Annotated in this window: 30 protein-coding genes; 12 read left to right on the top strand and 18 right to left on the bottom strand. The window is 69.2% G+C overall.

Annotated features, from left to right (window positions below; all coding sequences use genetic code 11):
- Positions 1 to 6: 6 nt before the first annotated feature.
- On the bottom strand, positions 7 to 906 hold the full coding sequence (locus BLT25_RS21330) for an NAD(P)-dependent oxidoreductase (protein ID WP_091050274.1): 900 nt from the start codon (positions 904 to 906) through the stop codon (positions 7 to 9).
- Between the two features lie 136 nt (positions 907 to 1042).
- Between BLT25_RS21330 and BLT25_RS21325 the strand changes: the two genes are divergently transcribed.
- The 4 genes from BLT25_RS21325 (at position 1043) to BLT25_RS21310 (ending at position 5471) form a co-directional block, all read left to right on the top strand.
- The gene (locus BLT25_RS21325) at positions 1043 to 1711 is read left to right on the top strand and encodes a DUF1707 SHOCT-like domain-containing protein (RefSeq protein ID WP_091050272.1); all 669 of its coding nucleotides are present in this window, start codon (positions 1043 to 1045) and stop codon (positions 1709 to 1711) included.
- Between the two features lie 57 nt (positions 1712 to 1768).
- Entirely contained in the window at positions 1769 to 2449 is a 681-nt protein-coding gene (locus tag BLT25_RS21320) for a DUF1707 SHOCT-like domain-containing protein (protein ID WP_091050269.1), read from the top strand.
- 132 nt (positions 2450 to 2581) lie between these two features.
- On the top strand, positions 2582 to 4297 hold the full coding sequence (locus BLT25_RS21315) for a sulfatase-like hydrolase/transferase (protein ID WP_091050267.1): 1716 nt from the start codon (positions 2582 to 2584) through the stop codon (positions 4295 to 4297).
- 103 nt (positions 4298 to 4400) lie between these two features.
- Positions 4401 to 5471: an ABC transporter ATP-binding protein gene (locus BLT25_RS21310; RefSeq protein ID WP_091050265.1), complete on the top strand. Its 1071-nt coding sequence runs from the start codon at positions 4401 to 4403 to the stop codon at positions 5469 to 5471.
- Positions 5472 to 5487: 16 nt separating this feature from the next.
- On the opposite strand, the gene BLT25_RS21305 is transcribed toward BLT25_RS21310, so the two are convergent.
- From BLT25_RS21305 to BLT25_RS21250, 12 genes are all read right to left on the bottom strand, one after another.
- Positions 5488 to 6477, bottom strand: coding sequence for a cytochrome c oxidase assembly protein (locus tag BLT25_RS21305; RefSeq protein ID WP_091050261.1), 990 nt, complete (start codon positions 6475 to 6477; stop codon positions 5488 to 5490).
- A gap of 48 nt (positions 6478 to 6525) precedes the next feature.
- Positions 6526 to 7191 carry a TetR/AcrR family transcriptional regulator gene (locus BLT25_RS21300; RefSeq protein ID WP_091050258.1) on the bottom strand — a complete coding sequence of 222 codons (666 nt, stop codon included), beginning with the start codon at positions 7189 to 7191 and terminating at the stop codon, positions 6526 to 6528.
- Positions 7192 to 7193: 2 nt separating this feature from the next.
- Positions 7194 to 8117, bottom strand: a complete 924-nt coding sequence (locus BLT25_RS21295; RefSeq protein ID WP_091050257.1) for an alpha/beta fold hydrolase — start codon at positions 8115 to 8117, stop codon at positions 7194 to 7196.
- A 20-nt stretch (positions 8118 to 8137) separates the two neighbouring features.
- Entirely contained in the window at positions 8138 to 8644 is a 507-nt protein-coding gene (locus BLT25_RS21290; RefSeq protein WP_143033812.1) for a hypothetical protein, read from the bottom strand.
- Positions 8641 to 10431 carry an alpha/beta hydrolase gene (locus tag BLT25_RS21285; protein WP_091050251.1) on the bottom strand — a complete coding sequence of 597 codons (1791 nt, stop codon included), beginning with the start codon at positions 10429 to 10431 and terminating at the stop codon, positions 8641 to 8643. The genes BLT25_RS21290 and BLT25_RS21285 overlap by 4 nt, the downstream gene beginning before the upstream one ends.
- Positions 10428 to 10733, bottom strand: a complete 306-nt coding sequence (locus BLT25_RS21280; RefSeq protein ID WP_091050250.1) for a hypothetical protein — start codon at positions 10731 to 10733, stop codon at positions 10428 to 10430. The genes BLT25_RS21285 and BLT25_RS21280 overlap by 4 nt, the downstream gene beginning before the upstream one ends.
- Positions 10730 to 11197, bottom strand: a complete 468-nt coding sequence (locus tag BLT25_RS21275; protein ID WP_091050247.1) for a hypothetical protein — start codon at positions 11195 to 11197, stop codon at positions 10730 to 10732. Before BLT25_RS21275 ends, BLT25_RS21280 begins: the two co-directional genes overlap by 4 nt.
- Positions 11198 to 11488: 291 nt before the next feature.
- A complete protein-coding gene (glpX, locus tag BLT25_RS21270; RefSeq protein WP_091050246.1) occupies positions 11489 to 12508 on the bottom strand; it encodes a class II fructose-bisphosphatase in 1020 nt (339 codons plus the stop codon).
- Between the two features lie 43 nt (positions 12509 to 12551).
- Positions 12552 to 13250 (bottom strand): sulfate/molybdate ABC transporter ATP-binding protein, encoded by a 699-nt coding sequence (locus BLT25_RS21265; RefSeq protein ID WP_091050242.1) that lies wholly within the window; start codon positions 13248 to 13250, stop codon positions 12552 to 12554.
- Positions 13247 to 14008 carry an ABC transporter permease gene (locus tag BLT25_RS21260; RefSeq protein WP_091050240.1) on the bottom strand — a complete coding sequence of 254 codons (762 nt, stop codon included), beginning with the start codon at positions 14006 to 14008 and terminating at the stop codon, positions 13247 to 13249. Before BLT25_RS21260 ends, BLT25_RS21265 begins: the two co-directional genes overlap by 4 nt.
- Before the next feature lie 58 nt (positions 14009 to 14066).
- A complete protein-coding gene (gene modA, locus BLT25_RS21255) occupies positions 14067 to 14822 on the bottom strand; it encodes a molybdate ABC transporter substrate-binding protein (RefSeq protein ID WP_091050237.1) in 756 nt (251 codons plus the stop codon).
- Positions 14819 to 15208, bottom strand: a complete 390-nt coding sequence (locus BLT25_RS21250; protein WP_091050235.1) for a TOBE domain-containing protein — start codon at positions 15206 to 15208, stop codon at positions 14819 to 14821. Before BLT25_RS21250 ends, modA begins: the two co-directional genes overlap by 4 nt.
- A 107-nt stretch (positions 15209 to 15315) precedes the next feature.
- On the opposite strand from BLT25_RS21250, the gene BLT25_RS21245 reads away from it, so the two are divergent.
- Entirely contained in the window at positions 15316 to 15939 is a 624-nt protein-coding gene (locus BLT25_RS21245) for a DUF4245 family protein (RefSeq protein WP_176884126.1), read from the top strand.
- A 110-nt stretch (positions 15940 to 16049) separates the two neighbouring features.
- Here BLT25_RS21245 and BLT25_RS21240 read toward each other — a convergent pair whose 3' ends face one another.
- Both BLT25_RS21240 and xseA read right to left on the bottom strand, forming a co-directional pair.
- The gene (locus tag BLT25_RS21240) at positions 16050 to 16259 is read right to left on the bottom strand and encodes an exodeoxyribonuclease VII small subunit (protein WP_091050231.1); all 210 of its coding nucleotides are present in this window, start codon (positions 16257 to 16259) and stop codon (positions 16050 to 16052) included.
- The gene (gene xseA / locus BLT25_RS21235) at positions 16243 to 17487 is read right to left on the bottom strand and encodes an exodeoxyribonuclease VII large subunit (RefSeq protein WP_091050228.1); all 1245 of its coding nucleotides are present in this window, start codon (positions 17485 to 17487) and stop codon (positions 16243 to 16245) included. Before xseA ends, BLT25_RS21240 begins: the two co-directional genes overlap by 17 nt.
- 144 nt (positions 17488 to 17631) lie before the next feature.
- Between xseA and BLT25_RS21230 the strand changes: the two genes are divergently transcribed.
- Positions 17632 to 18630: a 4-hydroxy-3-methylbut-2-enyl diphosphate reductase gene (locus BLT25_RS21230; protein ID WP_091050225.1), complete on the top strand. Its 999-nt coding sequence runs from the start codon at positions 17632 to 17634 to the stop codon at positions 18628 to 18630.
- 54 nt (positions 18631 to 18684) lie between these two features.
- Positions 18685 to 19314, top strand: coding sequence for an L-threonylcarbamoyladenylate synthase (locus BLT25_RS21225; RefSeq protein WP_091050805.1), 630 nt, complete (start codon positions 18685 to 18687; stop codon positions 19312 to 19314).
- Between the two features lie 5 nt (positions 19315 to 19319).
- On the opposite strand, the gene BLT25_RS21220 is transcribed toward BLT25_RS21225, so the two are convergent.
- Complete coding sequence (locus BLT25_RS21220; RefSeq protein WP_091050222.1) at positions 19320 to 19763, bottom strand: DUF6542 domain-containing protein; 444 nt, start codon at positions 19761 to 19763, stop codon at positions 19320 to 19322.
- Positions 19764 to 19767: 4 nt separating this feature from the next.
- Positions 19768 to 20859, bottom strand: coding sequence for a DNA recombination protein RmuC (locus BLT25_RS21215; RefSeq protein ID WP_091050219.1), 1092 nt, complete (start codon positions 20857 to 20859; stop codon positions 19768 to 19770).
- Positions 20860 to 20897: 38 nt separating this feature from the next.
- On the opposite strand from BLT25_RS21215, the gene BLT25_RS21210 reads away from it, so the two are divergent.
- Complete coding sequence (locus BLT25_RS21210; RefSeq protein WP_218131440.1) at positions 20898 to 21263, top strand: TfoX/Sxy family protein; 366 nt, start codon at positions 20898 to 20900, stop codon at positions 21261 to 21263.
- Between the two features lie 6 nt (positions 21264 to 21269).
- Here BLT25_RS21210 and BLT25_RS21205 read toward each other — a convergent pair whose 3' ends face one another.
- On the bottom strand, positions 21270 to 22052 hold the full coding sequence (locus BLT25_RS21205; RefSeq protein ID WP_091050217.1) for an exodeoxyribonuclease III: 783 nt from the start codon (positions 22050 to 22052) through the stop codon (positions 21270 to 21272).
- A 45-nt stretch (positions 22053 to 22097) separates the two neighbouring features.
- Between BLT25_RS21205 and BLT25_RS21200 the strand changes: the two genes are divergently transcribed.
- The 4 genes from BLT25_RS21200 (at position 22098) to BLT25_RS21185 (ending at position 25821) form a co-directional block, all read left to right on the top strand.
- The gene (locus BLT25_RS21200) at positions 22098 to 22898 is read left to right on the top strand and encodes an ABC transporter ATP-binding protein (protein ID WP_091050215.1); all 801 of its coding nucleotides are present in this window, start codon (positions 22098 to 22100) and stop codon (positions 22896 to 22898) included.
- Positions 22895 to 23740, top strand: coding sequence for an ABC transporter permease (locus BLT25_RS21195; protein ID WP_256328715.1), 846 nt, complete (start codon positions 22895 to 22897; stop codon positions 23738 to 23740). Before BLT25_RS21200 ends, BLT25_RS21195 begins: the two co-directional genes overlap by 4 nt.
- A gap of 23 nt (positions 23741 to 23763) precedes the next feature.
- A complete protein-coding gene (locus tag BLT25_RS21190; RefSeq protein WP_091050212.1) occupies positions 23764 to 24852 on the top strand; it encodes an ABC transporter substrate-binding protein in 1089 nt (362 codons plus the stop codon).
- 165 nt (positions 24853 to 25017) lie between these two features.
- Positions 25018 to 25821 carry a M57 family metalloprotease gene (locus tag BLT25_RS21185; RefSeq protein ID WP_091050210.1) on the top strand — a complete coding sequence of 268 codons (804 nt, stop codon included), beginning with the start codon at positions 25018 to 25020 and terminating at the stop codon, positions 25819 to 25821.
- The last annotated feature ends 37 nt before the right edge of the window (positions 25822 to 25858 follow it).

Genomic DNA, 25858 nt, shown 5'->3' with positions numbered 1-25858 from the left:
TGCCGGCTACGAGCCCGACCGCAGGCTCTCATAGATCCTCGCGAGTCCTTCCGAGCCGTGTCCTGCAGCGATCTGTCCGCTGATCAGTGCCTGGACGGCAGCGATGGGGGAGGGGGCGACCCCCTCCTCCTCGCTGGCGCGGACGATGTGCGAGAGGTCGGAGAACTCCAGGCTCTGCTGGCCGGGAACGGCGTAGTCGCCGCCATCGACGACCTTCGCGTAGCCCGCGAGCTCCTCGGTCATGGCGGCGAGGAACGGCGCCTGCCGGGCGGCGAAGTCCGACGCGCTCATCCCCATGGTGGCCGCCATGGCGGCACCGTGGAAGAAGCCCGTGAACATCTGGTACATCCCCGACAGCATGGCCAGGTCCACCAGCGACGCCCGCCCCGCGTCCTGGCCGTGGAACTCGCTCGTGGCCCAGACCTCGAGCGTCGGCAGGAGGGCGTCGTACGCGGCTCGCGAGCCGCTGTAGAAGATCTGACCCGCGCGGGACCCGATCATGGCGGGCACGGCCATGATGGCGCCGTCGAGGTGGTCGACGCCGTGCTCGGCCGCCCAGGAGGCGAGCGCACGGGACTCGTTCGGCGTCGTGGTCGTGAGGTTGACCAGGGTGCGGCCGCGCAGTTCGCCGGCGGCCAGGTGAAGGGTCTCCGCGACGGAGGAGTGATCGAGCAGGCAGGCGATGACCACGGGGCTCGCCAGCACCGCCTCGGCGACCGTGTCCGCGGCACCGGCGCCGCGCCCCACCAGCTCCGAGGCACGGCCGGCGGTGCGGTTCCAGACGGTCACGGAGCGGCCGGCGTCGAGCAGCGCGGCTGTCAGAGCGCTGCCCATCGCGCCGAGGCCGAGCACGGTGATGTCGGTCGTGTGGGTGGGGTTTCGATTCGAATCAGGCACGTCGTCCATGCTGGCGGACCTCGCCGGGCCGGGGGAGTACGCACTATTTACTGGGGTACGCACCCGCTGGTAAGTGTCCTCGGAGTAAAGAATCAGGGTTGAACCCGAGAGACGGATCCGGCGTGCGCCGATAGCATCAACGATCATGGGACTCCCTGAACCACACCCCGGCCAGCCCCGCCGCGCCGACCTCCGCGTCAGCGACGCCGACCGCCACGCGGTGGCCGACATCCTGCGCGAGGCCGCGGGCGAGGGCCGGTTGGACATCGACGAGCTCGAGGAGCGGCTCGAGGAGACCTTCAAGGCCAAGACGTACGCCGACCTGGAGCCGATCACGCAGGATCTGCCGGTCGCGGGGCGGGCACCGGCGATGCCCGCGGCGCCTGCCGCCGGCGCGGTTCCGGTCGTCTACGGCGAGGGCGATGCGAACGACAGCGCCAGCGCGTTCCTGAGCAACGTCGAGCGCAAGGGTGTGTGGGTGGTTCCCCAGCACTTCTCGGTCAACGCGGTGCTGGGCGACGCCAACATCGACCTGCGCGAGGCGCACTACTCCGCCCGTGAGGTGGTCATCAGTGCCACCTCCGTCCTGGGCAGCGTCAAGGTCACCGTGCCACCGAACGTGCACGTGATCGTGGAGGGCAACGGCGTCCTCGGTGAGTTCAAGGAGCCGTCGGAGAAGGTGCCCGAGGCGCTCGCCGCGGACTCGCCGGTCGTGCGGGTACGCGGTATCGCGGTGCTCGGCGACGTGACCGTCAAGCGCCGGGGTCCGCGTCCGCCGAAGCGCACGCTGAAGCAGCATCTCGGCCTGGAGTGACGGCCATCGGGGGGATTGTCGAAGCGTTTCTCGCAAGCCCCCACTAGCATTCGCCCCATGGGAACGACCCCCGAGCCATTCCGCGGCCAGAATCCTGATCCGAACCTCCGGATCAGCGATGCCGACCGCCACAAGGTGGCCGACATCCTGCGCGAGGCCGCGGGCGAGGGACGTCTGGAGATCGACGAGCTCGACGACCGCCTCGAGGCGACCTTCAAGGCCAAGACGTACGCCGACCTGATCCCGATCACCGTCGACCTGCCCGCGGCGGGGACCCCGTCGCTTCCGGTGCCGGTGACCAAGCCCGCCACCGGGAACAGCCCTGCGGTCTACGCGCAGACCCCGATCGAGAGCCAGCTCTACGTCGCGATCATGAGCGGCGTCGACCGGCGCGGGGTCTGGACCGTGCCGGCGACCGGCAACGTGATCGCGCTGATGGGCGGTGCCGAGCTCGACATGCGTCAGGCGCAGTTCTCCGCGCAGGAGACCGTGATCTACGCCAACGCGATCATGGGCGGGGTCAACATCACCGTCGGCCCCGACGTCCAGGTCGTGATGCAGGGAGTCGGGATCATGGGCGGCTACGTCGGTCCGCGCGGGATCGAGCCGACCGGCGGTCCGGTGCTGCGGGTGAAGGGCCTGGCCCTGATGGGTGGCGTCACCGTCATCCGCAAGCCGCTGAAGGAAGCGAAGGGCTCCAGGCATCTGAAGATGCCGCCGCCGCACGAGCTGCACTGAGCAACAGCTCGGGGCCGCGTGCGTCCCTCCAGGTCCGCTCTGCGGACCCATTTCGGCGTGCCTGGAAACGAGGCGCTAACCTCGTCTGAATCGGATATAGTGCAGTTAAATAATAGACAAAGGAGTCTCGGGATGAATCCGAAGTGGAGCGCACTGCTGGGCGCCGGGCTCCTCGCGGTCGTGGCCCTCGTCGCCGGGCTCCTCGTCGTCGGGCCTAAGACCGTCGCCGGCGCCGCCGACCCGTCGGCCGCGCCGGTCGAGGAACCTGCGGCGGAGCTGGCCGCGACGACGGACGAGCGCCCCAACATGGTGCTGATCCTGATGGACGACTTCTCCCTGGAGCTGCTCCGCACGATGCCGGAGGCGACCAGGATGGCGGCCGAGGGCGCGACGTACCAGAACTCCTTCGTCATCGACTCGCTGTGCTGCCCCTCGCGCGCGGCGCTGCTGACCGGGCAGACCCCGCACCACACCAAGGTCCTCACCAACACCCAGAACGACCCCGAGCACCCGGTCGGCGGATGGTCGGCGTTCCAGCGCTACGGCAACCTCGAGAAGCAGTTCAGCATTGGGCTGCAGGAGGCCGGTTACACGACCGGGTTCGTGGGGAAGTACATCAACGCCTACGAGGCCACCGTCGGCCCCGACGGCAAGCGGACCCCGCCGCCGACGGTGCCCGGATGGGACACCTTCAACGCGCTGCTCGGCGGCGCCTACGGCGGCTGGGGCTACCAGAGCACCTACCTCGACAGCGCCGGCGAGGTGCAGCTGCACAACCACCCGCAGCCCGCGCGGAGCGCCTCCACGCAGGAGAAGGACGCCGCGTACGCCACGAACGTCACCCGGGACTACGCCCTGGACTTCATCAACGCGCACCGTGACGACGAGGAGCCCTACTTCCTCGAGATCGCCGCCTACGGGCCGCACTCCCGGCTCGGTCACCACTACCCGGGGCTGGAGACCTGGTTCCCGGCCGCGTTCGCCGACCAGGCGCCGGCCGGCGACCCCGCGGGCGGCAACTGCGGCCGGGTCGAGTGCGCCGACCTCACGTTGAAGGACCTGGTCGGCTACGGCGACGACCGCTCGGACAACGCGCCGACCTACCTCGGCCGCGGGGGACGTACGTCGCAGGCGCCGGCCTGGCGCACCAACAAGGTCTCGCTGAGCGACGAGACGGCGCTGAGCCAGTACCGCGACCGCGCCCGGATGGTGCAGTCGATCGACCGGATGATCACCCAGGTGCGCGAGGCCGCAGGCGAGGACACCTACATCATGCTGACCTCCGACAACGGCTTCCACCTCGGCCAGCACCAGCTCAACGGCGGCAAGGGCGCGCCGTACGACTCCGACACCCGTGTCCCGATGGTCGTCGTCGGGCCCGACGTGGTGCCCGGCAAGCGCAGCCAGTTCGTCAACAACATCGACCTCGCGCCGACGTTCCTGGACATCGCCGGCGCCCCGACCCCGGCCTACGTCTCCGGCAGCTCCTTCGCCGACACCCTGAGCCGGCCGCGGCTGCCGGGCGGGCGGTACGCCTTCTTCGAGCACACCTACGCCAAGTCGCACCCCGGTGAGGTCGACCTCGACAAGGGCTCGGGCGGCACCATCGACATCATCCCGTCCTACCTCGCGGTGCGCGGCTCGCAGGGGCTGCTGGTCCGGTTCGACCTGGACAAGTCCTGGAGGGGCACCGACCACGCCTACGAGCTCTACCGCTACGACCGGCCGTGGGAGGACCGCAACGTCTTCGCCGAGGACCACGCGAAGCCGTATGCCCGCGACCTGATGCGCCGGCTCAACGCCTACGACGGTTGCGCACCAGCTGTGTGCCGGGCTTTGACCCGCTGATACCTGATCTGGGCTATGGTGTCTCCGCCGAGGAAATGTGTCCTCGGTCACTTCACAACGGATCGTCCGGCACGTACCTGCCGGTGAAGGAGACAACGGAATCATGGCAACAGTCAGTTTTGAGAAGGCGCAGCGTTGGTACGCGGGCGCCGCCGAGCCCGCGGTCAAGGGCATCGACCTCGAGATCAAGGACGGCGAGTTCATGGTGCTCGTCGGCCCGTCCGGGTGCGGTAAGACCACCACCCTGCGCATGCTCGCCGGGCTGGAGGAGGTCAACTCGGGTGCCATCAGGATCGGCGACCGTGAGGTCACCAACGTGGCGCCCAAGGACCGCGACATCGCGATGGTCTTCCAGAACTACGCGCTCTACCCGCACATGAGCGTCGCCGAGAACATGGCGTTCTCGCTGAAGATGGCCAAGGTCCCGAAGGCCGAGCGCGACAAGCTCGTCGCCGAGGCCGCCAAGACCCTGGGCCTGACCGACTACCTCGACCGCAAGCCGAAGGCGCTCTCCGGTGGTCAGCGCCAGCGCGTCGCGATGGGCCGCGCGATCGTCCGCCAGCCGCAGGTCTTCTGCATGGACGAGCCGCTCTCCAACCTCGACGCCAAGATGCGCGTGCAGACCCGCACCGACATCGCCAAGCTCCAGGCCGACCTCGGCATCACCACCGTCTACGTCACCCACGACCAGGTCGAGGCCATGACGATGGGCGACCGCGTCGCGGTGATGAGCAACGGTGAGCTGCAGCAGGTCGACACCCCGCTCAACCTCTACCGCAAGCCGGTCAACCTCTTCGTCGCCGGTTTCATCGGCTCGCCGCAGATGAACCTGATCAAGGCCACCTCGGCCGACGGCGGCGCCAAGATCGGGGAGTACGTCGTCCCCGTCGGTGCCTCCGACCTGCCCCGCGAGATCACCATCGGCGTGCGCCCGGAGAGCTTCCGGGTCATCGGCGAGGGCCAGGGCGGGCTGCCGGTCCAGGTCACCGTCGTCGAGGAGCTCGGCTCCGACTCCTACGTCTACGGCACCAGCGACGTCGAGGGTGTGCCGTCGACCCTGATCGTCCGGGTCTCCTCCAAGGACCACGTCAGCAAGGGCGACACGATCTACGTCACCACCGACCCCGAGGACGTCCACGTCTTCGACACCGAGTCGGGCCTGCGCGTCAACTGAGCGCCGGCCGACGCACTCAGTGCTGCTGGTTCATCCGAGCCAGCATCGCGTTGTAGGCATCGAGGGCCTCGTCGCTGTCGGGATCCACGGATCCCGGCTCGACGGGGCCCTTCGTCCCATCATTGGCAGAGCCGCGGGCGCTCTCCTCGGCGAGCCGGCTGCTGCGTACACCGTCGAGGAAACGGCCGGTCATCTTTGCCCGCCGCTCGGCTGAGGTGACGACGGCGATGACCAGCCCGATGGCGAGCAGCATCATGCCGCCGTCGCCGCCGGCCCACATCAGGCCGCCGGCGGTCTGGATGTCGCCCACTGCGTCGGGCGCCCAGTCGGGCCGTGCGGCGGAGTAGACCGGGTAGAGGACGCGCTCTGTCTGCAGCATCACGATCCCCACGATCGTGTCGGGCACCATGCCGACGACGAGGAGCGCGATCCGGCCCAGGTAGGGCAGGTCGGGGCGTACCTTCTCCTCGCCGATCGTGCTGGTGAGGAAGAGGAAGCCGGCGACGACGTAGAGCACCTGCTCGCCGACCATCAGCGGCTCGCTCTGCGCCATCGAGTCCATGAACCCGGACAGGTGGGTGCCGATGATGACCACCGAGTAGAGCAGGGTGCCGGTGATCGGGTGGATCAGGATGGTGACCGGGAGCGAGCGCATCGCCCGCTCCGCCCGCGGGCCGGTCTCGGCGATGACGGTGAGCGGGTGCCCGAGCACGAGGAGCGTCGGCACGACCATGATCAGCGTCAGGTGGAGCACCATGTGCATCCAGGCCAGCGCCATCGCGTAGCCGTTGATGGCCGAGGCGACCACGACGTACATCAGGCCGAGCCCGGTCAGGAACGACGCCACCCGCCAGCCCTTGACCGTCGAGGCCGGACCGGCGGCGTTGCGGAGCGTGAGATAGCCCGCGGCGAGGATGACCACGGCGAGCAGCCAGCCGGGCTGGAGACTCCAGGTGGTGAAGAACTCGGACCAACCGAGCGCGGGCAGGGAGCCGTGGTCGTGCATGGTGCTCACGGTATCCCCGGGGCGGGAGCGAGGGCGATTCTGCGGGGTCTATCCCGGGCGGCCGGTGGGTGCGATCAGCGGCACCAGGAACAGCCGGGCGAGCGCGCGCAGCTGCGCCTCGTCGTCGATGTCGACGACCTCGCTCGGAGTGACCAGGAACGAGGTCGAGGTGCGGACCATCAGCTCGGCGACGAGGTCGACCTCGACCTCCGCGGGTACGTTGCCGGCCCGCTGCTCGCGCCGCAGCTGGCCGGCGACGAAGTGCGCGATCGTGGCCACGGTGCGGCCGCCGTCGCCGAGGATCGAGTGCACCAGCGAGTCGGTCTCGACGGTGAGCAGGCCCCCGATCAGCGGGTTGCCGCGGATCGCCCGCATCGCGCTGGCGAAGCCGATCTCGACGCGCTCGGCGGCGTCGGCGGCATCGGCGATGTCGAGCACGAACTGGTCGAAGTAGCGCCGGAACTCGCGGCGTACGACCTGCTCGACCAGCGCGTCCTTGTTGGCGAAGCGGCGGTAGACGGTGATCCGGGCGACCCCAGCGCGCTTCGCGACCTCCTCCATGGTGGTCCGCCTGATCCCGATCCGGCGGAACTGCTCCGCGGCGGCGTCGAGGAGCTTCGCGGTCACCGCCTCGTCCTCGACAGGCTCGGCGACGTCCGCGAGCGCCCTCGCGAGCAGCGAGCCCGACTCGCCCTCGGGGACCGTGGCGCGCACCGCTACGCGGTGACGGTGCGGTCGGCGGCCCGGTCGGCCGTGCGGCGTACGACCTTGATGAAGGCGGGCCACAGTTCTCGGGGCAGGTCGTGGCCCATGCCCTTGAACAGGGTGATCTCGGCGCCGGGGACGGCCGCGGCGGTCGCCCGGCCGCCGGAGACGTGGACCATCTTGTCGGTCAGGCCGTGGATCACGCTGAACGGGACCTTGATCTGCCCGAGGTCCTCGGTGCGGTCGGGCTGGGTGAGCACGGCGAGCATCTGCCGCGCGACGGCCGGGCCGCTGACGCCGCGGTTCCAGGTGTCGATCGCCCGCCGACGTACCTCGTCCTCGGGCTCCGGAAAACCGGGGGAGCCGATCTGGACACCGCCCTTGATCTGGCGCTCGATGTAGCCCTCCAGGCCGGGCTTCTTGATGACCAGCGCGGGCAGCAGGGTCGGGTGCTGGAAGCCGACGCGGCGACGCCCGGTGGTGGACATCATCGAGCAGACCGAGCGCACCCGGTCGGGGTGGCGGATGGCCATGGTCTGGGCGATCATCCCGCCCATCGACACACCCCACACGTGCGCGGAGTCGATGCCGAGATGGGTCAGCAGCGCGGCCGCGTCGTCGGCGAGGTCATCCATGGCGTACGGCGACGGGGTCGGCAGGCCCACGAACGCGCGGGCCAGCCTCGCGAGCGTGATCCGCTCGTCGGACGGGTGCGGCGAGGAGTGGCCGATGTCACGGTTGTCGTAGCGGACCACGTAGAACCCGGCCTCGGCCAGCTGCTCGCACAGCTCGGTGTTCCACCAGGTCATCGGGCCGCCGAGACCCATGATCAGCAGCAGCGGATCAGCACCGGGACTGCCGAACGTGTCGTACGCCAGCTCGACCCCTCCGGGGAGGAAGGCGGTGGACTCGGTCGGCTCGGCGGCGGTGGTCATACGCAGACTTTACCGGGTGATCATTGCAGGTCGACCGGTTCACCGACGACGAAGCCGTCCCAGTCGCGGATCTGGTCGTGGTCGATCTCGATCGCAGGCCCTTCGACGAACATGCCGACCCTTCCGGGACCTTTCGGATAGGTCTGGAAGAAAGCCGTCAGCTCGCCGTGCGAGAGCCGTAGTGCGTTCGAGGTGGTCAACGTGGGGTCGTACGAAGCGAGGTCATCGCTCAACGCAGCCAGGGGATCTTGTTGCTCGGTGATGAACCGCGCCTGGATGTCGTACTTATAGGACTTGAACCGGTCCGAGGCGCCCGACCTGGCCACCCCGTCGTAACTTTGCGTCGCATCCTCCGGGGACGCGGCAAGGGTCGCCTCGGCGACGGAGGACAGATCGCGCGCCCAGCCGAGCACGTCGTCTCGCTGTCGTTCCAGTTTCGCGTAGGTCTCGTCGTTCACTGCGCCACATCCTCCGGCAACCAGGATCATCAGTGCCGCCGCCATGGCGACCGATGCCCGGGCGGTCATCTGCCGTCCGTGTTCGGGCTGGTTGGCGTTCGGTCGGTCTCGGGGTCGACCGGGTCGCGGTACCACGGGTCGTGCACCTGTCCGGCGCGCACGACCTCGTCGTACTGGCCGTTGACGATGTGGGCCATGTTGGCGAGTGACTCCGTGTCATGGTCGTAGTACTTGACGTGGTCGTCGATGTTGGGGATCGACCCTCTGCTGGTGCTCTCGGCCTGGAAGCGTACGGCACCGAAGTCGTCCTCGGCCGGGTTGTGGCCGAGGCCGGCGCCGGCCATCTGGGCGGCGGCGCCGCCGAGGGGGCCGGTGAGCACACCCGCGCCGATGGCTGCGGGGCTGACCCATCCGGTCTGCCCCAACCGGCCGACGAGGTCCTCGCTGTTCGTACCGACGAAGACGTGTCCCGACCCGATGCCCAGGTCGTCGGCAGAGTCGGCATCGTCGCCCGCGCCAGGACTGCCCAGCAGGACGACGTCGTCGGCACCGGGGTGATGGTCGGTCATGGCGTGGGAGACGGTGGTGGACCCGTAGCTGTGGCCGATGGCGGTGAGGTGGAAGTCGTCGGAGCGCATGGCGTTGAGCCCGTCGAGGGTGTCGGCGAGACGTTCGCCGCCAGCGGTGGCCATGCCTTCGGCGGCGACCCCGACCGAGTCGGCACCGCTGGGAGCGTCATAGCCGATCCAGAACATCGTGGCGGTGCTGGTTCCGCCTTCGAACGCCGCTGCCTGCTGGAGGTTGATGGCGTTCTGGGCGTTGTCGCCGGCGGCCTCCATGTCGGTGGTGAGGCCGGGGACGTTCACCGAGACGTTGTCGGCCGTGTCCAGGTCACCGACTGCCATCGCGACTGCACCGTCACCATCGAACGCCATTGGATCGTAGGCGTAGATCTGCGGCACGTAGTTCTCGCCCGTGATCGGGTCGATACTCTTCGAGATCCTCCGCCGTGCTTCCTCGGCGGCCCGGGCGTTGTCGTAGCGGGTCCGCTCGTCGTCGGTGCGCTGGTCCTCGGGCATCGCGCCGAGCTCGGCGAGGTCGCGGTCGAGCGAGATCGTGTTCGCATCGCTGCGGGCGGCCGCGGGGATGCCGTCTGTATTGCCCACGATCTCGGGGTAGGCAGCGGTCATGGCCGCTCGCTGCTCCTCGGTGAGGCCGTCCCACCACGCCTTGACCGACTTGGGATCGTTGCCCGACGGCATCGAGTCCCTGGCGGCGTCCGCGGGATCGGCCACCCCGCCGTACTTCTGGTCGACCTGCTGCTCGGTCATCGCATCGCGGAGCGCAGCCGCGACCTTCTCCTCGCTGGCCTCGAGATCCTCGGTCCAGCTCACAAGATCGGATTCGTACGCCTCGACCTGGCTGGAGCAGCGCTCGCAGTCCGACTTGAGGATCTGCAGCTCGGCCTCGTCGGTGGGTAGCGGATTCGCCCGAGCGATGAGCGCGTCGACCTGGCGGGCCAGGTGCTCCCGGTCGCCCTCGAGCTGCTGATGACGCTTCCTGAGGTCGACCAGTTCGTCGCCGTGGCCCAGGACGGCGTTGGCCGCGGCGCGCAGCGCCAGCGAGCAGGCGTCTGCATGCTTGCCGACGGGGCTGAGCGCCTGCGCGTACGCGGCGGCCGACCGGCCGTCGAGGAGGCCGGATTCCTTGGCCTTCCCGCCCGCGAACGAGCCATGGTCGTCGAAGATCGATGAGGAGGTGCGCAGGGTGGTCCCCGCTTCGCGGACCTTCTGCCCGTCCGCGGTGAACTCGGGGGTCTCGCTGGGCTTCGGCGGTAAGGAGATGGTGATGGTCACCGGAGCTCCTTGATGCTGCTCAGCACCAAGGATGCGTTGATGTCCGTCGTCGCGTCGGTCCGGAGGATGTCGATCGCCGTCCTTCTCAGCCCGTCGGCCTGGGACTCGGAGACGCGCGCGGATTCTGTGGCGATCGCCTCCCACGCCTCGACGAACTGTCCGACCAGGCTCGCCACGGTGGGGGTGAACCCGCCGGTGCCGACACCGTGGAGCTGCTTCGCCGCGGCGGTGAGGTGAAGGTTCTCCGTATCCCACGCGGCAGCCGTGGACTGGACCTTGCCGGGCTCGACGTGCAGCGTCATGTCAACGCCTCCAGCACGTCCGCAGCGGGACGGAGAACCCGGCCGGTCACCGTCACCACGAGTCCGCGATGGCTCCCGGACCAGGTGCCGACGATCTCGACGTCCGACTGTGAGGCGGTCCATCGGTGGAACGCCTTCACCGCCACGTCGGAGTGCCACCTCGCGTCTCGGAAGCTCTGATCGAGGCCGGCCAGGATCGCGTCGCCGTCAGCTGCTCGAGCCTCGAGCTGGGCCCAGCGGCGCAGCTTCTTGCTGGCGTACGTCTCCCAGCGCGGCCCGTCGGAGGTCGGCTCCGGCATGCGCGCGGCGATCGCCGCGACGGTTGCGTCCACCACCTCTGCCGACCGGCTCAGCTCATCGGCTGTCGCCTCGGGGGAGGGCCCGGGAGGGTCCTCTGCCGGAAGGATCACGATGTCGACGTCCGGGCGACGTGCCCGCAGCGCAGCGAAGAATGGGTCCGTCACGTCGATGCCTCCCGAATGACATACACCTGAGACGCTCATCAATGCTCGTGTCGCACCACAAGATAGCAACAAATCGGCACCACGGGCGGTTGCTTCGGAGACGAGAAAGAAGAACGAGAAACGCGGCAAGGACCGGGAGGTCCTTGCCGCGTCTCTGGTCCGGCATCAGCCGTGGGGCCCTGTCTCCGCGAAGGGTAGATCTCGACCCGGCTGTCGTTTCGGCGAGCAAGCTCGCCGAAACGGGCCTCGCTCGATCTCTTCGCGTTCGCCCGGCGCAAGCGCCGGGCGAGCTCAGAAGTCGATGGCGCTGTAGGCCTGGAGCTTGGCGAGCTGGTGCTCCGAGGTGACCTTGCGGATCGTGCCCGAGCGGCTGCGCATCACCAGGGAGTCGGTGACGATGGCGCCGTGGGGGAGGTACTGCACGCCCCGCATCAGGTCGCCGTCGGTGATGCCGGTCGCGACGAAGAAGCAGTCGTCACCGGTGACCAGGTCGTCGGTGTGGAGCACGAAGTCGGGGTCCAGGTTGTGGCCGGCGTCGAGGGCGCGCTGGCGCTCCTCGTCGTCCTTGGGCCACAGCCGGCCCTGGATGGTGCCGCCGAGCGCCTTCATCGCGCACGCGGCGACGATGCCCTCGGGAGTGCCGCCGATGCCCATCAGCAGGTCGGCTCCGGAGCCGGCACGGGCGGCCGAGATCGCGCCGGCGACGTCGCCGTCGACGATGAACTTGATCCGGGCGCCGGTCTCGCGGATCTCCTCGACCATCTTGTCGTGGCGCGGCCGGTCGAGCACGATCACGGTGATGTCGGAGGCCTTGGTGTCCTTCGCCTTGGCCACCGCGGCGATGTTCTCGGCGACGGGGAGGCGGATGTCGACGACGTCGGCGGCCTCGGGACCGGTGACCAGCTTCTCCATGTAGAAGACGGCGCTGGGGTCGTACATGCTGCCGCGCGGGGCGACCGCCATCACTGCGACGGCGTTGCTCATGCCCTTGGCGGTCAGGGTCGTGCCGTCGATCGGGTCGACCGCGACGTCGCAGTCGGGTCCGGTGCCGTCGCCGACCTGCTCACCGTTGTAGAGCATCGGGGCGTTGTCCTTCTCGCCCTCGCCGATCACGACGGTGCCGTTCATGGCGACCGTGGAGATCATCGTGCGCATCGCGTTGACCGCGACCCCGTCGGCGCCGTTCTTGTCGCCACGACCCACCCAGCGAGCGGCGGCCATCGCCGCTGCCTCGGTCACGCGCACGAGCTCCAGGGCCAGGTTGCGGTCAGGAGCGGTGGGGGCGACGCCGAGCGGCTGGGTGTCGTTCATAGGGGTCAATCTATCGGCCGGGCGCGGTGGAGCGGCCACGGTGTCACTTGATCGATCCAGAGACAAGCCTCACAGCGAACCCCGACTGCGGGTGCTCCAGAACCTGCTCGGTGGGGCCGTCCTCGACGATGTGACCGTGCTCGATCACCACCACCCGGTCGGCGAGCGCACGGGCGTCGGCGGCGTCGTGGGTGACGATGATGGCGGTCCTGTCCGCGAGGGCTTCGCGGAGCGTCTGCCGCAGGGCAGGACGTACGTCGACGTCGAGCGAGGCCATCGGCTCGTCGAGCAGGAGCAGTTCGGGGTCGGCGGCGAGCGCCCTGGCCACCGCGACCCGCTGGGCCTGGCCGCCGGAGATCTGGGACGGCTTGCGCCCGGCGAGCGTCTCGGCGCCGATCTCGGTGAGGTGGCGGGTCGCGAGCTCGTTGGCCTGCCGACGATGTACGCCGCGGGCCCGCGGTGCGAAGGCGACGTTGGCGAGCACGGACAGGTGCGGGAAGAGCAGCGGGTCCTGGGCCAGGAGCGCGATCCCGCGGGCGTGCGGGGGAGTGGAGTCGAGGACGCGGTCGCCGAGGCGTACCTCTCCCTCGTCGGGACGGAGGAGTCCGGCGATCACGCCGAGGATGCTCGACTTGCCGGCGCCGTTGGGGCCGGTGAGCGCGACGGTCTCGCCCGCGGCCACGTCGAGGGTGACGTCGATGCCGCGCTGGGGGATCACCGCACGCAGATGTAGCGAACTCATAGGGCCCTCCCATGGCGGGCGAAGCCGATCACGGCGACCGCGACGACCACCAGCACCAACGAGAGCGCGACCGCAGCGTCCGGGTCGTCGACGCGGAGCAGGTAGACCTGCAGCGGCATGGTGCTCGTGACGCCGGGGAGGTTGCCGGCGAAGGTGATCGTGGCGCCGAACTCGCCCAGGCAGCGGGCGAAGGCGAGGACCGACCCGGAGAGCAGGCCGGGGCCGACCAGGGGGAGGGTGACGCGGCGGAAGACCGTGGTGGGGCGGGCCCCGAGCGTGGCCGCGACCGCCTCGTAGCGGGTGCCGCTGGTGCGCAGCGCTCCCTCGAGGCTGATCACCAGGAACGGCAGCGCGACGAACGTCTGCGCCAACACCACGGCGAGCGTGGTGAACGTGATCTGGATGCCGACCAGGTCCAGTGACTGGCCGAGGAGGCCCCTGCGGCCGAAGGTGTAGAGCAGGGCTAGGCCGCTGACGACCGGTGGCAGCACGAGCGGGAGAAGCACCAGGGAGCGCAGCAGACCCTGGCCCGGGAAGTCGGTGCGGGCGAGCACTGTCGCGAGAGGTACGCCGAGGAGGATGCACAACGCCGTGCTGGCCGCGGCGGTGCGCAGACTGAGCCAGAGCGCCTCCAGCGCGGAGGGCGAGGTGATCAGCGCCGGGAAGCTCGCCAGGTCGACGCGGAGGATGATCGCGGCGAGCGGGACCACGACGAACGTCGCGGCGAGTGCCGCCGGGAACCACAGCCAGCGTGGCATACCGACGGACGGACCGACCCCCCTCTGCCGGTCCGTCCGTCTGGACCTCCCGAGAAGATCAGGGCTGGCCGAAGCCGGCATCGCTCAGCACCTTCTGTCCCGCCTCGCTCAGCACCAGGTCGACGAACTCCTGCGCGAGATCGGCCTCGTCGGCTCCGTCGAGGGTGCTGATCGGGTAGGTGTTCACGACCTGGTCGGACTCGTCGAACTCGACCCCGGTCACGGTCTCGCCCGCGGCGGTCACGTCGGTGACGTAGACCAGGCCGGCGTCGGCGTCACCGGAGGTGACCTTGGCGAGCACGTCGCTGACCGACTGCTCCTCGCTGACCGGCTCGATGTCGACGCCCGTCTTCTCCTCGAGCTGAGCGGTCGCGTTGCCGCAGGGGACCTCGACCGCGCAGACGACGACCTTGGTGCCTGACCTGGCGAGATCCTGGAAGGCGGTGATCTTGGCCGGGTTTCCCGGGGGCGTGGCGATCTCGAGCGTGTTGGAGGCGAAGTCCTGCGGGTCGGTGGCCAGCTCGCCGAGCTTGTCCATGTTCTTGGTGTCGGCCGAGGCGAAGACGTCCGCCGGGGCGCCGTCCTCGATCTGGGCCACCAGATCGGAGGAGCCGCCGAAGCTGGTGGTCACCTTCACGCCCGGGTGGTCCTTCTCGAACTGCTCGGCCAGCTCGGTGAACGTATCGGTCAGCGAGGCCGCCGCGAAGACGGTCAGCTCGCGATCCTCCGACCCTTCGCTCGAGCTCCCGCAGCCGGCGAGCGCGACGGCGGCCGCCACCGCGACGACGGCACTGATTCCAGGGTTCTTGATCATGGGCGCTCCACGACGACGTTGGTTGACTTGATGGATGCGACCGCGCTGACGCCGGGCTCGAGACCCAGCTCGATGGCGGCCTCCGCGCTCATCAGGGAGACGATGCGGTAGGGCCCGCAGACCATCTCCACCTGGGCCATCACCGTGTCCAGGGTGGTCTTGGTGACGATCCCGAGCATTCGGTTGCGGGCGCTGACCGCCTTCGCCCGGTCCGGGTTGGGCGCATCGGCCAGCTCCGAGGCCAGCTCGGCCAGGACGATGCCGTCGATGACCGCCCGGCCGTTCTCCGTGCTCGCCTCGATCCGTCCCGCGTCGATCCAGCGGCGCACGGTGTCGTCGCTGACGCCGAGAAGGCCGGCGGCTTCGGCGATACGGTACGTGGTCACCGGAGGAGTATCGCATCTGCGGAGCGATCATGGGGCAAATGTCCTCATCTGCGGAACATCGGCTCCAGGTTTCGCGGCGTTCGCGGTCGAGTGGGACCATGGAGGGCGTGAGCGACACCGATCAGCAGCATCCCGCCCAACCGTCGAGTCAGCCGGCGGGCGAGCAGCCGGAGACCCCGGCGCGCAGCTACCCACGCACGTTCGGTGCCCTGATCGGGTCGATGATCTTCCTGCTCGTCCTCGTCGTCCCGATCGTGCTGATCGTGCAGTGGCGCGGAAACCTCGAGCGCGAGGTCAGCGGCGCCAACGAGACCTACAAGGCCGACTGGGCCGAGGCCGTCCGCAGCGCCCAGGTCGCCGACCTCGACGTCGTCTACCCGCGCGAGCTGCCCTCGGGCTGGTACGCCAACACCGACCCGTCCTATCAGGGCGGCGGGGAGCCGGCCTGGACGATGTCGTTCGTCAAGGGCGAGACCTCCTACGTCGGTCTGGAGCTCTCCTCCCGCTCGGCGCAGGCGCTGGCTCAGAAGAACGTCGACACCCAGGCCACGAAGGGCGACGAGGTCAGCATCGACACCGAGCTCGCCGACACCTGGACCGAATGGTCCGACTCCGGCGGCGACACCGGCTACTCGGCCGAGGTCGACGGCCAGACCTTGATGCTCTGGGGCCCCAAGGACGGGGACGTACGCGACTACCTCGCCCTCATCACCACCGAGCCCCTGAAGTAGCGAGACGTCACCCGCGTCGGCCGAGGCGTCACGTACGTCGGCCGAGATGGCAGGGTTGTGACGACTCGGCCAACGGGAGTGACGCTTCGGGCGGCGGGAGTGACGTCTCGTCAGTCGTCGGCGATGGCGGCGTCGATCTTCTTCCTGGCGCCGTCGAGCCACTCCTGGCACAGGGTGGCCAGCTTCTCGCCGCGCTCCCACAGGGCCAGGGACTCCTCGAGGGTGATGCCACCGGCCTCGAGCTTGCGGACGACCTCGACGAGCTCCTCACGGGCCTGCTCGTAGGACAGGTCGCTGTTGTCGTCAGTCATCGGTGTCATCCTTGGGGTCGGTCTTCTCGATCGAGGTGATGGTTGTCGTCAGGCGGCCGTCGGCGAGGCGGAGGCTGACCGCGGCGCCCTCGGCGGCGTCGGCGACGCTCGTCAGGACGTGTCCGTCGGCATCCTGGGCGACGGCGTACCCCCGTCTCAGCGTCTCCAGGGGTGAGAGCGCGCGAGCGCGGGCACGATGGTGGCCGATGTCGTCGGCGGCCCGGTCGACGGCGTGGCCGACGGTGCGGCGGGCACGGTCGCGCAGTGAGATGACCTCGTCGCGACGGGCGTCGATCAGCGAGCGCGGATCGGCCAGCACCGGCCGCGAACGCAACGCGTCCAGGAGCGTCTGCTCGCGATGGATCAGCGCGGCGATCCCGCCGCGGAGCCGGTCGCGTCCGGTCGCGACGATCCGCTGCTCCTCGACCACGTCGGGTACGACGAGCTTGGCCGCATCGGTCGGGGTCGAGGCGCGTACGTCGGCCGCCAGGTCCAGCAGCGGCGAGTCGGGTTCGTGGCCGATCGCGGAGACGACCGGGGTGCGGGCGGCGTGCACAGCCCGGATCAGGTGCTCGTCGGAGAACGGCAGCAGGTCCTCCACCGAACCGCCGCCGCGGGCGATGACGATCACGTCGACCTCGGGGTCGCGGTCGAGCCGCTGCAGCTTCTCGACGACGTCGGCGGCGCTGCGGGCGCCCTGCATCGCGGCGTACGCCACCTCGAACCGCACCTGCGGCCACCGTCGCTTCGCGTTCTCGAGCACGTCGCGTTCGGCCGCGGAGTTGGCCGCGGTGAGGAGCCCGACCTTGGTCGGCAGGAAGGGGAGCGGCCGCTTGAGCTCGGCGGCGAAGAGCCCCTCGGCAGCCAGCAGTTGCCGGCGCTGCTCGAGCCGGGCGAGCAGCGCGCCGAGCCCGACCGGGCGGATGTCGCGGGCCTGCAGCGATAGCGTGCCGCGGTTGGCGTAGTAGGACGGCTTGGCGTGGATGATCACCGAGGCGCCCTCGACTAGCGGCGGACTGAGGCTGTCGAGCAGGAACCTGGTGCACGTCACGGGCACCGAGATGTCGGCCACCGAGTCGCGCAGGGTCAGGAAGACGGTCTGCATCCCCGGCCGTCGGCTCATCTGCGCCACCTGGCCCTCCACCCAGACCGCACCGAGCTTGTCGATCCAGCCGCCGATCGCGTTCGCGATCTGCCGCACCGGAGCGGGCGACTCGGGGGAGGTGTCCAACGCCATGGCAGCCACCTTAGTGCCGCCGAGTCGGCTCATCCTGACCCAGATCCCGGCCGAGTCGGCGCGTCATGACGAGCCGACTCGGCGCGGGCAGGCGTCAGGATGAGCCGACTCGGCGTTCTCGGGCCGGGTCCCTAGAATGGAGCCATGAGCATCGACCTCGGCACCCCACGCCTGATCTCCGACGACGAGAAGGCTGTCCTCCTCGCGGAGCCGCGCGGCTATTGCGCGGGAGTGGACCGGGCCGTGATCACCGTGGAGGAGGCGTTGGACCTCTACGGTGCGCCGGTCTACGTGCGCAAGGAGATCGTGCACAACAAGCACGTCGTCGACGATCTGCGCAACCGTGGCGCGGTGTTCGTCAACGAGCTCGACGAGGTGCCTTCGGGTGCGACCGTCGTCTTCTCCGCCCACGGCGTCTCCCCGGCGGTCCACGCCGACGCCGCGGTGCGTGAGCTGAAGACGATCGACGCGACCTGCCCCCTGGTCACCAAGGTCCACCTGGAGGCCAAGCGGTTCGCCCGCGAGGGCTACAGCATCCTGCTGATCGGTCACGCCGGTCACGAAGAGGTCGAGGGCACCATGGGTGAGGCGCCGGAGGCGACCACGCTCGTCGAGGGCCCCGGTGACGTACCCGGTGTCGAGGTCGCCGACCCCTCCAAGGTCGTCTGGCTCTCCCAGACCACCCTCTCGGTCGACGAGACCATGGAGACGGTCGCCGCGCTCCGGGCGAAGTTCCCCGAGCTGCTCGACCCGCCCAGCGACGACATCTGCTACGCCACCCAGAACCGCCAGCAGGCGGTCAAGGAGATCGGCGGGGGCAGCGACCTGGTCATCGTCGTCGGCTCCGGCAACTCCTCCAACTCGGTCCGCCTGGTCGAGGTCGCCCTCGAGGCCGGCGCCAAGGCCGCCTACCGCGTCGACGACGCCGGCGAGATCGACGAGTCCTGGCTCGAGGGCGTACGCAGCGTCTCGGTCACCTCCGGAGCCAGCGTGCCCGAGAAGCTGGTCGAGGGTGTCGTCGAGTTCCTCAAGGACCGCGGCTTCCCCGACGCCAAGGCGCACAAGAGCGCAGAGGAGTCGCTGATCTTCGCGCTGCCCACCGAGCTCCGCAAGGACCTGAAGGCGGCCGCAGCGCGCGGCTGAGGTTCGGCGCCTTGGTGAAGGAACCGGCCCGCGCGAGGCGCTAGGGTCGTGTCCGTGGCCCGCTTCGTTGACGTACACCCTGACAACCCGCAGTCCCGTCTGATCAGCCAGGTCGTCGATGCCCTGCGTGACGACCAGCTGATCGCGTACCCGACCGACTCCGGCTACGCGCTCGGCTCGCGGATCGGCAACAAGGACGGTCGCGACCGGATCCTGCGGATCCGTGGTCTCGACGACCGCCACCACTTCACGCTGATCTGTAAGGACTTCGCCCAGCTCGGCACGATGGTCCACGTCGACAACAGCGCCTTCCGGGCGATCAAGCACGCGACTCCGGGGCCCTACACGTTCATCCTCCCGGCGACCCCCGAGGTGCCGCGACGGCTGATGCACCCGAAGAAGAAGACCGTCGGCGTACGCATCCCCGAGCATGCCGTCGTGCAGGCGCTGCTCGAGGAGCTCGGTGAGCCGCTGCTGTCCTCGACGCTGATCCTGCCCGGCGAGACCGAGCCGGAGGTCTTCGGATGGAACGTCAAGGAGGCGCTCGACCATCAGGTCGACATCGTGATCGAGGCCGGTGAGACCGCGGCCGAGCCGACCACGGTCATCGACTGGTCCGGCGGCGAGCCCGAGGTCATCCGTGAGGGTGCCGGCGACGTCTCCGGGTTCTTGGCGCTGGACTGATCGCCCTAGGACGCGAGGGCGCGCTCGCGCTCGACCTCGTCGCGGGTCTCGGTGCGCTGTTTCAGGACGCGGCGGCGCATCACCAGGCAGCCCAGGCACAGGGAGTAGCCGATGAACAGGCTGATCGCGTGGTGTCCGAGGCCGCTGACCACGGCTTGGACGAAGCCGTCCCCGGCGTCGGCGATCGACCCGGGCTGGGTGGCGGCCAGCAGGATGAAGATGCCGAGCATGATCAGCGGTGGGAGCACGCCGACCACGAAGAAGTCGCTGGGTCTGACGATCAGCGCGAGCGTCAGCGCGATCGCCACGAAGGCGAAGTCGAAGAGCAGGCCGATCTGGTCGTCGATGAGCAGATCGACGAAGGTCACCGTCAGCGACGTGGCGGATCCGAGCGCGACAACATGGCGGCCGGACTCGCGTCCTTCCTCCCAGATGGTGCGCTGACTCATGGGGTCACGATCTCTCGTATGCAGCCTGTGTATCAGAACCCACGGTAGGGCCCGGCACACCGTCATTCTCGGCGGCGCGCCGATCATCCTCCCTTACACTATTGAGCCGCTCGACAGCGCGTATCTCCACCGGACGCGGCGTCTCGAGTTCATCGTCGGTTACCGATAATTCATTGAAACGACGGGCGGCCACCAGGACCCGGTTGTCGAGGGATCCGATCGCCTGGTTGTAGCGGGTCACCGCGGTGTTGAGGGAGCGCCCGATCCCGTCCAGGTGGCTGGACATGGTGGAGAGGCGCTGGTGCAGGTCACGGCCGAGCCGGTGGATCTCCCGGGCCTGCTCGGCGAGCGCCTCGTGGGACCATCCGTGCGCCACCGTGCGCAGCAGCGCGATCAGCGTCGTCGGTGAGGCCAGCACGACCCGGCGCTCCGCGGCGTACTCGATCAGGCCGGGTTCGGTCTCCAACGCCGCCGAGAGGAAGGACTCCGCCGGCACGAAGAGCACGACGAACTCGGGCGACTCCTCCAGGAAGCGCCAGTAGGACTTCGAGGCCAGCTGGTCCACATGCGTACGCAGCTGGGCGGTGTGTCTGCGCAGGTGAGCGCGGTAGTCGTCCTCGTTGTCCGCGGCCGCGGCGTCGAGGTAGGCGTCCAGGGGGACCTTGGAGTCGACGACAAGCTCCTTGTTGCCCGACAGGTGCACCACCAGGTCGGGGCGCAGGCGCCCGTCCTCGAGATGGACCTGCTCGGAGAAGTCGCACTTGTCCACCAGACCGGCGAGCTCCACCGCGCGGCGCAGGTGCATCTCGCCCCAGCGGCCTCTGACCTGGGGTTTCCGCAGTGCCGTCGACAGCGATCGGGTCTCGGTCTGAAGCCGCCCGACCTCTGTCTCGAACTGCCCCTGCCAGCGGGCCCGCTCCCGGTCGAGATGCTGCATCTGGTCGCTGAGCCGGTCGAGCCCCTGCATCACCTCGGCCTGGTCCACCATCCCCGCCGCGACCGTCCCCACGCTCCGGGCCCGCGCCCACAGCACCCCGAGCACGGCGCCCAGGGCAAGACCGATCACCAGCCCGAGTACGAGGATCAAGATCTCCATGCCATCGATCCTCGCAGGGACCACCGACAATTCGTTCGATGGGCACCGTCGGCGGTTCGTGGTTCCATGGAGGCATGGCCTACAACGTCGAGCTGGCCGAACGCGTGCGGGACCTGATGCCCGCCGGCACCACCGAGGTGAAGATGTTCGGTGGGCTGGCGTTCATGGTGAACGGCAACATGGCATGCGCGGTCGGTGCCGACGACCTGCTCGTCCGCACCGGCAGGTCGGCCTACGAGACCGCCCTCGCCGCGGGCGCCGAGCCGATGACCATGGGTGCCCGGACGATGTCCGGCTACGTCAACGTCGCCGCCGACCTGCTGCGGGGCGACGCGCTGGCGGACTGGATCCACCGAGGCGTCGCCACCGCCGAGTCGCTGCCGCCGAAGGCCCCGAAGGAGTAGCCGGCCTCAGTCGGCGAGGTCGACGATCACCGGGGCGTGGTCGGAGGGGGCGCCGGTGCCGATCGCCGGGTTGCGCTCGTCGAGGTCGACGAACGCGCCGGTGACCCGCTCGGCGAACAGCGGAGAGCCGAGGACGAAGTCGATGCGAAGCCCGCGGTTGCGCTCGAACCGCTGCCGGTAGTAGTCGAAGTAGGTGTAGGCCTCCGGACCGGGCACGAAGGGGCGTACGACGTCCTTGAAGTCCTTCTCGATGGCGAAGAAGGCGTCGCGCTCGGCGGGGGTGAGGTGGGTCTTGCCGACGAACTGCTTGGGGTCGAAGCAGTCCTCGTCGAAGGGGCAGACGTTCCAGTCGCCGACCATCGCCGCAGGACCGTCGTGCCAGGCCTGGGAAGCCTTCTGCAGGGCCGCGAGCCACTCCAGCTTGTAGGCGTAGTGCGGGTCGTCGGGCTTGCGGCCGTTGGGGACGTAGACCGAGGTCACCCGGACCCCGCCGCACGTCGCCGAGAGCGCCCGCGCCTCCGCGACGTCCTTGAACGACGGCATCCCCTCGAACCCGACCTGGATGTCGCTCAGCCCGACCCGGGAGATCAGCGCGACGCCGTTCCACTGGTCGTAGCCGACCGAGGCGACCTCGTAGCCACGGGCCTCCAGCCCCATCGTCGGGATCTGGTCGGGCTTGGCCTTGGTCTCCTGCACGGCGAGCACGTCGATCGAGTGTCGCTCGACGAAGGCCTCGACCCGGTCGATGCGGGAGCGGATGGAGTTGATGTTCCAGGTGGCGATACGCACGCCCGTCAGACTATCCAGAAGATGCTTTGGACTACCGTTTGAGGCGTGGGCAGCGCGACGATCGAGATGCACGGGGTCCGTCGTCTCTACGAGCAGGCAGATCTCTCCGAGCTGGTCGCCCTCGACGACATCGACCTGACCATCGAGCCCGGCACGTTCGTGAGCATCATCGGGCCCTCGGGATGCGGCAAGTCGACGCTGTTGCGGCTGATCAGCGGGCAGGAGTCGGCCGACGCCGGGAGGATCACCGTGTGCGGGCTGACCCCGAAGGAGGCGGCCGAGGCGAAGGCCTTCGGGTTCGTGCCCCAGTCTCCGGCGCTGCTGCCCTGGCTGAGCGTGCTCGGCAACGTGACCCTGCCGCACCGGGTCAATCGGCGCGGGGGCAACCGCGACCGCGACCGCCCCGACCTCGAGGCGATGCTCCGCGAGGTCGGCCTGGGGGAGTCGCTCCACAAGCTGCCCGCCGAGCTGTCAGGTGGCATGAAGCAGCGGACCGCGATCGTACGTGCCTTCGGGCTCCGTCCTGACGTACTCCTTCTCGACGAGCCCTTCGGTGCGCTCGATGAGTTCACCCGCGAGGCTCTTCAGGAGCAGCTGCTGGAGCTGTGGGAGCAGACCCGTGCGACGGTCGTCTTCGTGACCCACTCGATCTCCGAGGCGGTCAGGTTGTCCGACAAGGTCGTGGTGATGGCTCCGCGACCGGGGCGGATCACCGACGTGATCGACATCGACCTGCCACGCCCCCGTCACCAGGAGCTCCTCACCTCGCCCGAGTTCCACGCCTACGAGCTCGCCCTCCGGGGCAGCCTGAGGGACGCCTTCAGCCACGGAGAGGTCGTCTCGTGACCCTGGACTCAGGTACGCAACCGGCCCCTCGGCCACATCTGGTCGTCCCCACCCCTGAGCAGCTCGCCGCGCGCCGCCTGCGCCGCCGCACCCGGCTGCTCCGGCCGGGCTACTGGCTCCCGTTCGTCCTCCTCGTCGTGGTGCTCGGGCTCGCCTGGGAGGTGGGCGCGCGGCGGATGCCCTACCTGTTCGCGCCGCTGGGCGACATCGCGAGCGTGCTGACCGAGGACCCGGGCTACTTCCTGAGCAACACCCTGGTCACGCTCAGCGAGGCGCTGGTGGGGCTCGGGATCGGGTTCGTCGCCGCCTTCGCGCTCGCCGTCGTGGTGAGCGAGGTCGCGGTGGTGCGGCGTGCTGTGATGCCGGTGGCCGTGGTGCTCTCGGTGACGCCGCTGGTGGCGATCGCGCCGCTGCTCGTGGTCGCGCTCGGGTTCGGGATGGGGCCGAAGGTCGTCCTGACCGCGCTGGTCTGCTTCTTCCCGATCCTGATCAACGTGGCGACCGGGCTGCGGGCGGTGCCCTCGCCGGTGCTGCAGGTCTACCGCACCGTGGCCGCGAGCCGGCTGGAGGTGCTGCGCCACCTGCGGGTGCCGGCCTCGCTGCCGTACGTCTTCGCGTCCCTGCGGATCGTCTTCCCGCTGTCGATGATCGGGGCCGTCGTGGCCGAGCTCTCCGCCGCGGGGTCGGCCGACGGCCTCGGCAGCGTGATACAGGTCGCCAGCTCGCAGAACAGACTGGCTACGGTGTGGGCAGCGATCTTCGTCCTCGCGGCGCTCGGGTCGTTGCTGTTCTGGCTCGTGACGCTCGCCGAGCGTCGAGTGCTCCACTGGCACGAGTCCTGATCCTCGAGTTGAAGGAGCCCTTCATGTCTCGCGTACGTCCGATCGCCGCTGCCCTCATCTCGGCAGCCGTCCTGATGGGTGCGCTGACCGCCTGCGGGTCCTCGTCGGACTCCGCCGGCGAGCAGGGGAGCGCGGTCTCGGCCGAGCGCTGCGAGCAGAACCAGGAGGCCGGCCAGATCACCTACATGTCCGGCTACTACTGGCAGGCGTCGGCCTCGATCATGGAGGCCATCGCCGCAGATCGGCTCGGCTACTTCAAGGATCTCTGCCTCGACGTCGAGCTCCAGCCGGGCTCGGGCGACGTCTCCCAGAACGCCAAGCTGATCGCGGCCGGGAAGGTGCAGGTCGGACCGCTCTCCGAGCAGGACATCATGACCTCCAACGCCAGCGGCCTGAAGGTGCTCGGCGTCTCCTCCTACTCCAACGCCGGCCTCGACGTGCTGATGACCGGCACCGGCATCACCGATCTGAAGCAGCTCGAGGGCAAGACCCTCGGCCACAAGGGCTGGGTGCCGGTCGGGGTGCAGGCGATGCTCGCCGAGGCCGGTGTCGATATGGCGAAGGTCAAGCAGGTCAAGGTCGGCTACGACCCCGGTGTCCTGCCCCGCGGCCAGGTCGACGCGCTGGTCGGGTTCGTCTCCAACGAGCCCAACCAGCTCAAGGCGGCCGGCGAGGACGTGACGGTCTGGGAGCCGACCGACTTCGACGTGCCGGGCTCCCTCGGCGCCTACTCCGTCAACCCCGCCTGGGCGGAGAAGCACCCCACCGCCGTCGAGGACGTCCTGCGGGCCGTCTTCAAGGCCTACACCTACTGCGCCGCTGCCGACCACGTCGAGGAGTGCATCGGCTACCAGCACGACCTGGCCGGCGCCGAATCGGACAAGAAGCACGAAACGGCTATCTGGCGCACCGAGGTCGAGGTCGCGGCCGACAACCCGCTCCCGGGGAAGTTCGGCTCGGTCGACCCCGACAACGTCGCGGCTCTCGCCGGGGTGGTGACGGCGTACGCAGGGCAGAAGGTCACGCCCGAGCAGGCCGCCTCCTGGTTCGACACGTCCTTCGCCGAGGCCGTCGTCGACGACAACGACAAGGTGATCTGGCCCGTTCCGTGATGCGACCGGCGGCAAACGTACGAGTTCAGTTCGAAACTTTTGCCTGGGAGATAGGAATTTGACCGAAGTTTCTATGCCGTATTCGGGGTCGTAACGCTTGAATCTCCTGTGGCCCTCGGGGTGCCCTATCTCGGGTGGCCGCTCACATCTCCAGGAGGAAGAGCTATGCGAGTTCGTATTCCCATGATGATCGCCGCGGCTGCGGGTGCCGCGGCGCTGACTGCGTCGATGGTTCCCGCATTCGCCGAGGAGGCACCGAGCTACCAGGAGTTCGAGGCGTCCACGTACGTCGACTTCGACGGTCAGTACGTCGTCAACGGCGACGAGGTCGTGTCCAACCAGGGTGACCTGCACAAGTTCTACGAGTCGATGGTCTCGACGCCGAAGCACATTCCCAAGGACGGTCTCATCGTCAACACCGTCAGCGGGAAGGACGACAAGTGGTCGGCCTCGCAGGCGCTCAACCTGACCTACTGTGTCTCGGACAAGTTCGGTACCAACAAGGCCGCCATCGTCACCGCGATGGCGCAGGGTGCCGGCCTGTGGGAGGGGGCGAGCTCGGCGGTCGAGTTCACCTACGTCCCCGCCCAGGACGGCGCGTGCAACACCCGAAACTCCAACGTGCTCTTCTCGGTCGAGCCGGTGAACACCTCGCAGTACATCGCGCGGGCGTTCTTCCCCTCGACCTCGAAGCGTTCGCGCAACGTGCTCATCGACGACTCGATCTTCTCGTCGGGCAACTGGGAGCCGGGTGACATCCTCGCGCACGAGCTCGGTCACGCGCTCGGGTTCCGCCACGAGCACACCCGCCCGGAGGCGGCGACATGCTTCGAGGACAACAACTGGCGTGCGCTGACCCCGTACGACTCGTCCTCGATCATGCACTACCCGCAGTGCAACGGCGGCTCCTCGGACCTGGAGTTCCAGGCCTCCGACGCGGCCGGGATCCGGGCGCTGTACGGCTCCTGATCCGCCAGCAGCAAGAGAGCGGCCCTCCCGGTCTTCC

The sequence above is a fragment of the Nocardioides sp. YR527 genome, assembly GCF_900101045.1.
Taxonomy (GTDB): domain Bacteria; phylum Actinomycetota; class Actinomycetes; order Propionibacteriales; family Nocardioidaceae; genus Nocardioides.
This window is presented reverse-complemented; position numbering and strand designations above follow the sequence as displayed.

What these genes read in the sequence shown, in the direction of transcription:
- BLT25_RS21330 (WP_091050274.1), bottom strand. Translation starts at nt 906, where the DNA reads ATGGACGACGTGCCTGATTCGAATCGAAACCCCACCCACACGACCGAC.
- BLT25_RS21325 (WP_091050272.1), top strand. Translation starts at nt 1,043, where the DNA reads ATGGGACTCCCTGAACCACACCCCGGCCAGCCCCGCCGCGCCGACCTC.
- BLT25_RS21320 (WP_091050269.1), top strand. Translation starts at nt 1,769, where the DNA reads ATGGGAACGACCCCCGAGCCATTCCGCGGCCAGAATCCTGATCCGAAC.
- BLT25_RS21315 (WP_091050267.1), top strand. Translation starts at nt 2,582, where the DNA reads ATGAATCCGAAGTGGAGCGCACTGCTGGGCGCCGGGCTCCTCGCGGTC.
- BLT25_RS21310 (WP_091050265.1), top strand. Translation starts at nt 4,401, where the DNA reads ATGGCAACAGTCAGTTTTGAGAAGGCGCAGCGTTGGTACGCGGGCGCC.
- BLT25_RS21305 (WP_091050261.1), bottom strand. Translation starts at nt 6,477, where the DNA reads ATGCACGACCACGGCTCCCTGCCCGCGCTCGGTTGGTCCGAGTTCTTC.
- BLT25_RS21295 (WP_091050257.1), bottom strand. Translation starts at nt 8,117, where the DNA reads ATGACCACCGCCGCCGAGCCGACCGAGTCCACCGCCTTCCTCCCCGGA.
- BLT25_RS21290 (WP_143033812.1), bottom strand. Translation starts at nt 8,644, where the DNA reads ATGACCGCCCGGGCATCGGTCGCCATGGCGGCGGCACTGATGATCCTG.
- BLT25_RS21280 (WP_091050250.1), bottom strand. Translation starts at nt 10,733, where the DNA reads ATGACGCTGCACGTCGAGCCCGGCAAGGTCCAGTCCACGGCTGCCGCG.
- glpX (WP_091050246.1), bottom strand. Translation starts at nt 12,508, where the DNA reads ATGAACGACACCCAGCCGCTCGGCGTCGCCCCCACCGCTCCTGACCGC.
- BLT25_RS21265 (WP_091050242.1), bottom strand. Translation starts at nt 13,250, where the DNA reads ATGAGTTCGCTACATCTGCGTGCGGTGATCCCCCAGCGCGGCATCGAC.
- BLT25_RS21260 (WP_091050240.1), bottom strand. Translation starts at nt 14,008, where the DNA reads ATGCCACGCTGGCTGTGGTTCCCGGCGGCACTCGCCGCGACGTTCGTC.
- modA (WP_091050237.1), bottom strand. Translation starts at nt 14,822, where the DNA reads ATGATCAAGAACCCTGGAATCAGTGCCGTCGTCGCGGTGGCGGCCGCC.
- BLT25_RS21240 (WP_091050231.1), bottom strand. Translation starts at nt 16,259, where the DNA reads ATGACACCGATGACTGACGACAACAGCGACCTGTCCTACGAGCAGGCC.
- xseA (WP_091050228.1), bottom strand. Translation starts at nt 17,487, where the DNA reads ATGGCGTTGGACACCTCCCCCGAGTCGCCCGCTCCGGTGCGGCAGATC.
- BLT25_RS21230 (WP_091050225.1), top strand. Translation starts at nt 17,632, where the DNA reads ATGAGCATCGACCTCGGCACCCCACGCCTGATCTCCGACGACGAGAAG.
- BLT25_RS21220 (WP_091050222.1), bottom strand. Translation starts at nt 19,763, where the DNA reads ATGAGTCAGCGCACCATCTGGGAGGAAGGACGCGAGTCCGGCCGCCAT.
- BLT25_RS21215 (WP_091050219.1), bottom strand. Translation starts at nt 20,859, where the DNA reads ATGGAGATCTTGATCCTCGTACTCGGGCTGGTGATCGGTCTTGCCCTG.
- BLT25_RS21210 (WP_218131440.1), top strand. Translation starts at nt 20,898, where the DNA reads ATGGGCACCGTCGGCGGTTCGTGGTTCCATGGAGGCATGGCCTACAAC.
- BLT25_RS21190 (WP_091050212.1), top strand. Translation starts at nt 23,764, where the DNA reads ATGTCTCGCGTACGTCCGATCGCCGCTGCCCTCATCTCGGCAGCCGTC.
- BLT25_RS21185 (WP_091050210.1), top strand. Translation starts at nt 25,018, where the DNA reads ATGCGAGTTCGTATTCCCATGATGATCGCCGCGGCTGCGGGTGCCGCG.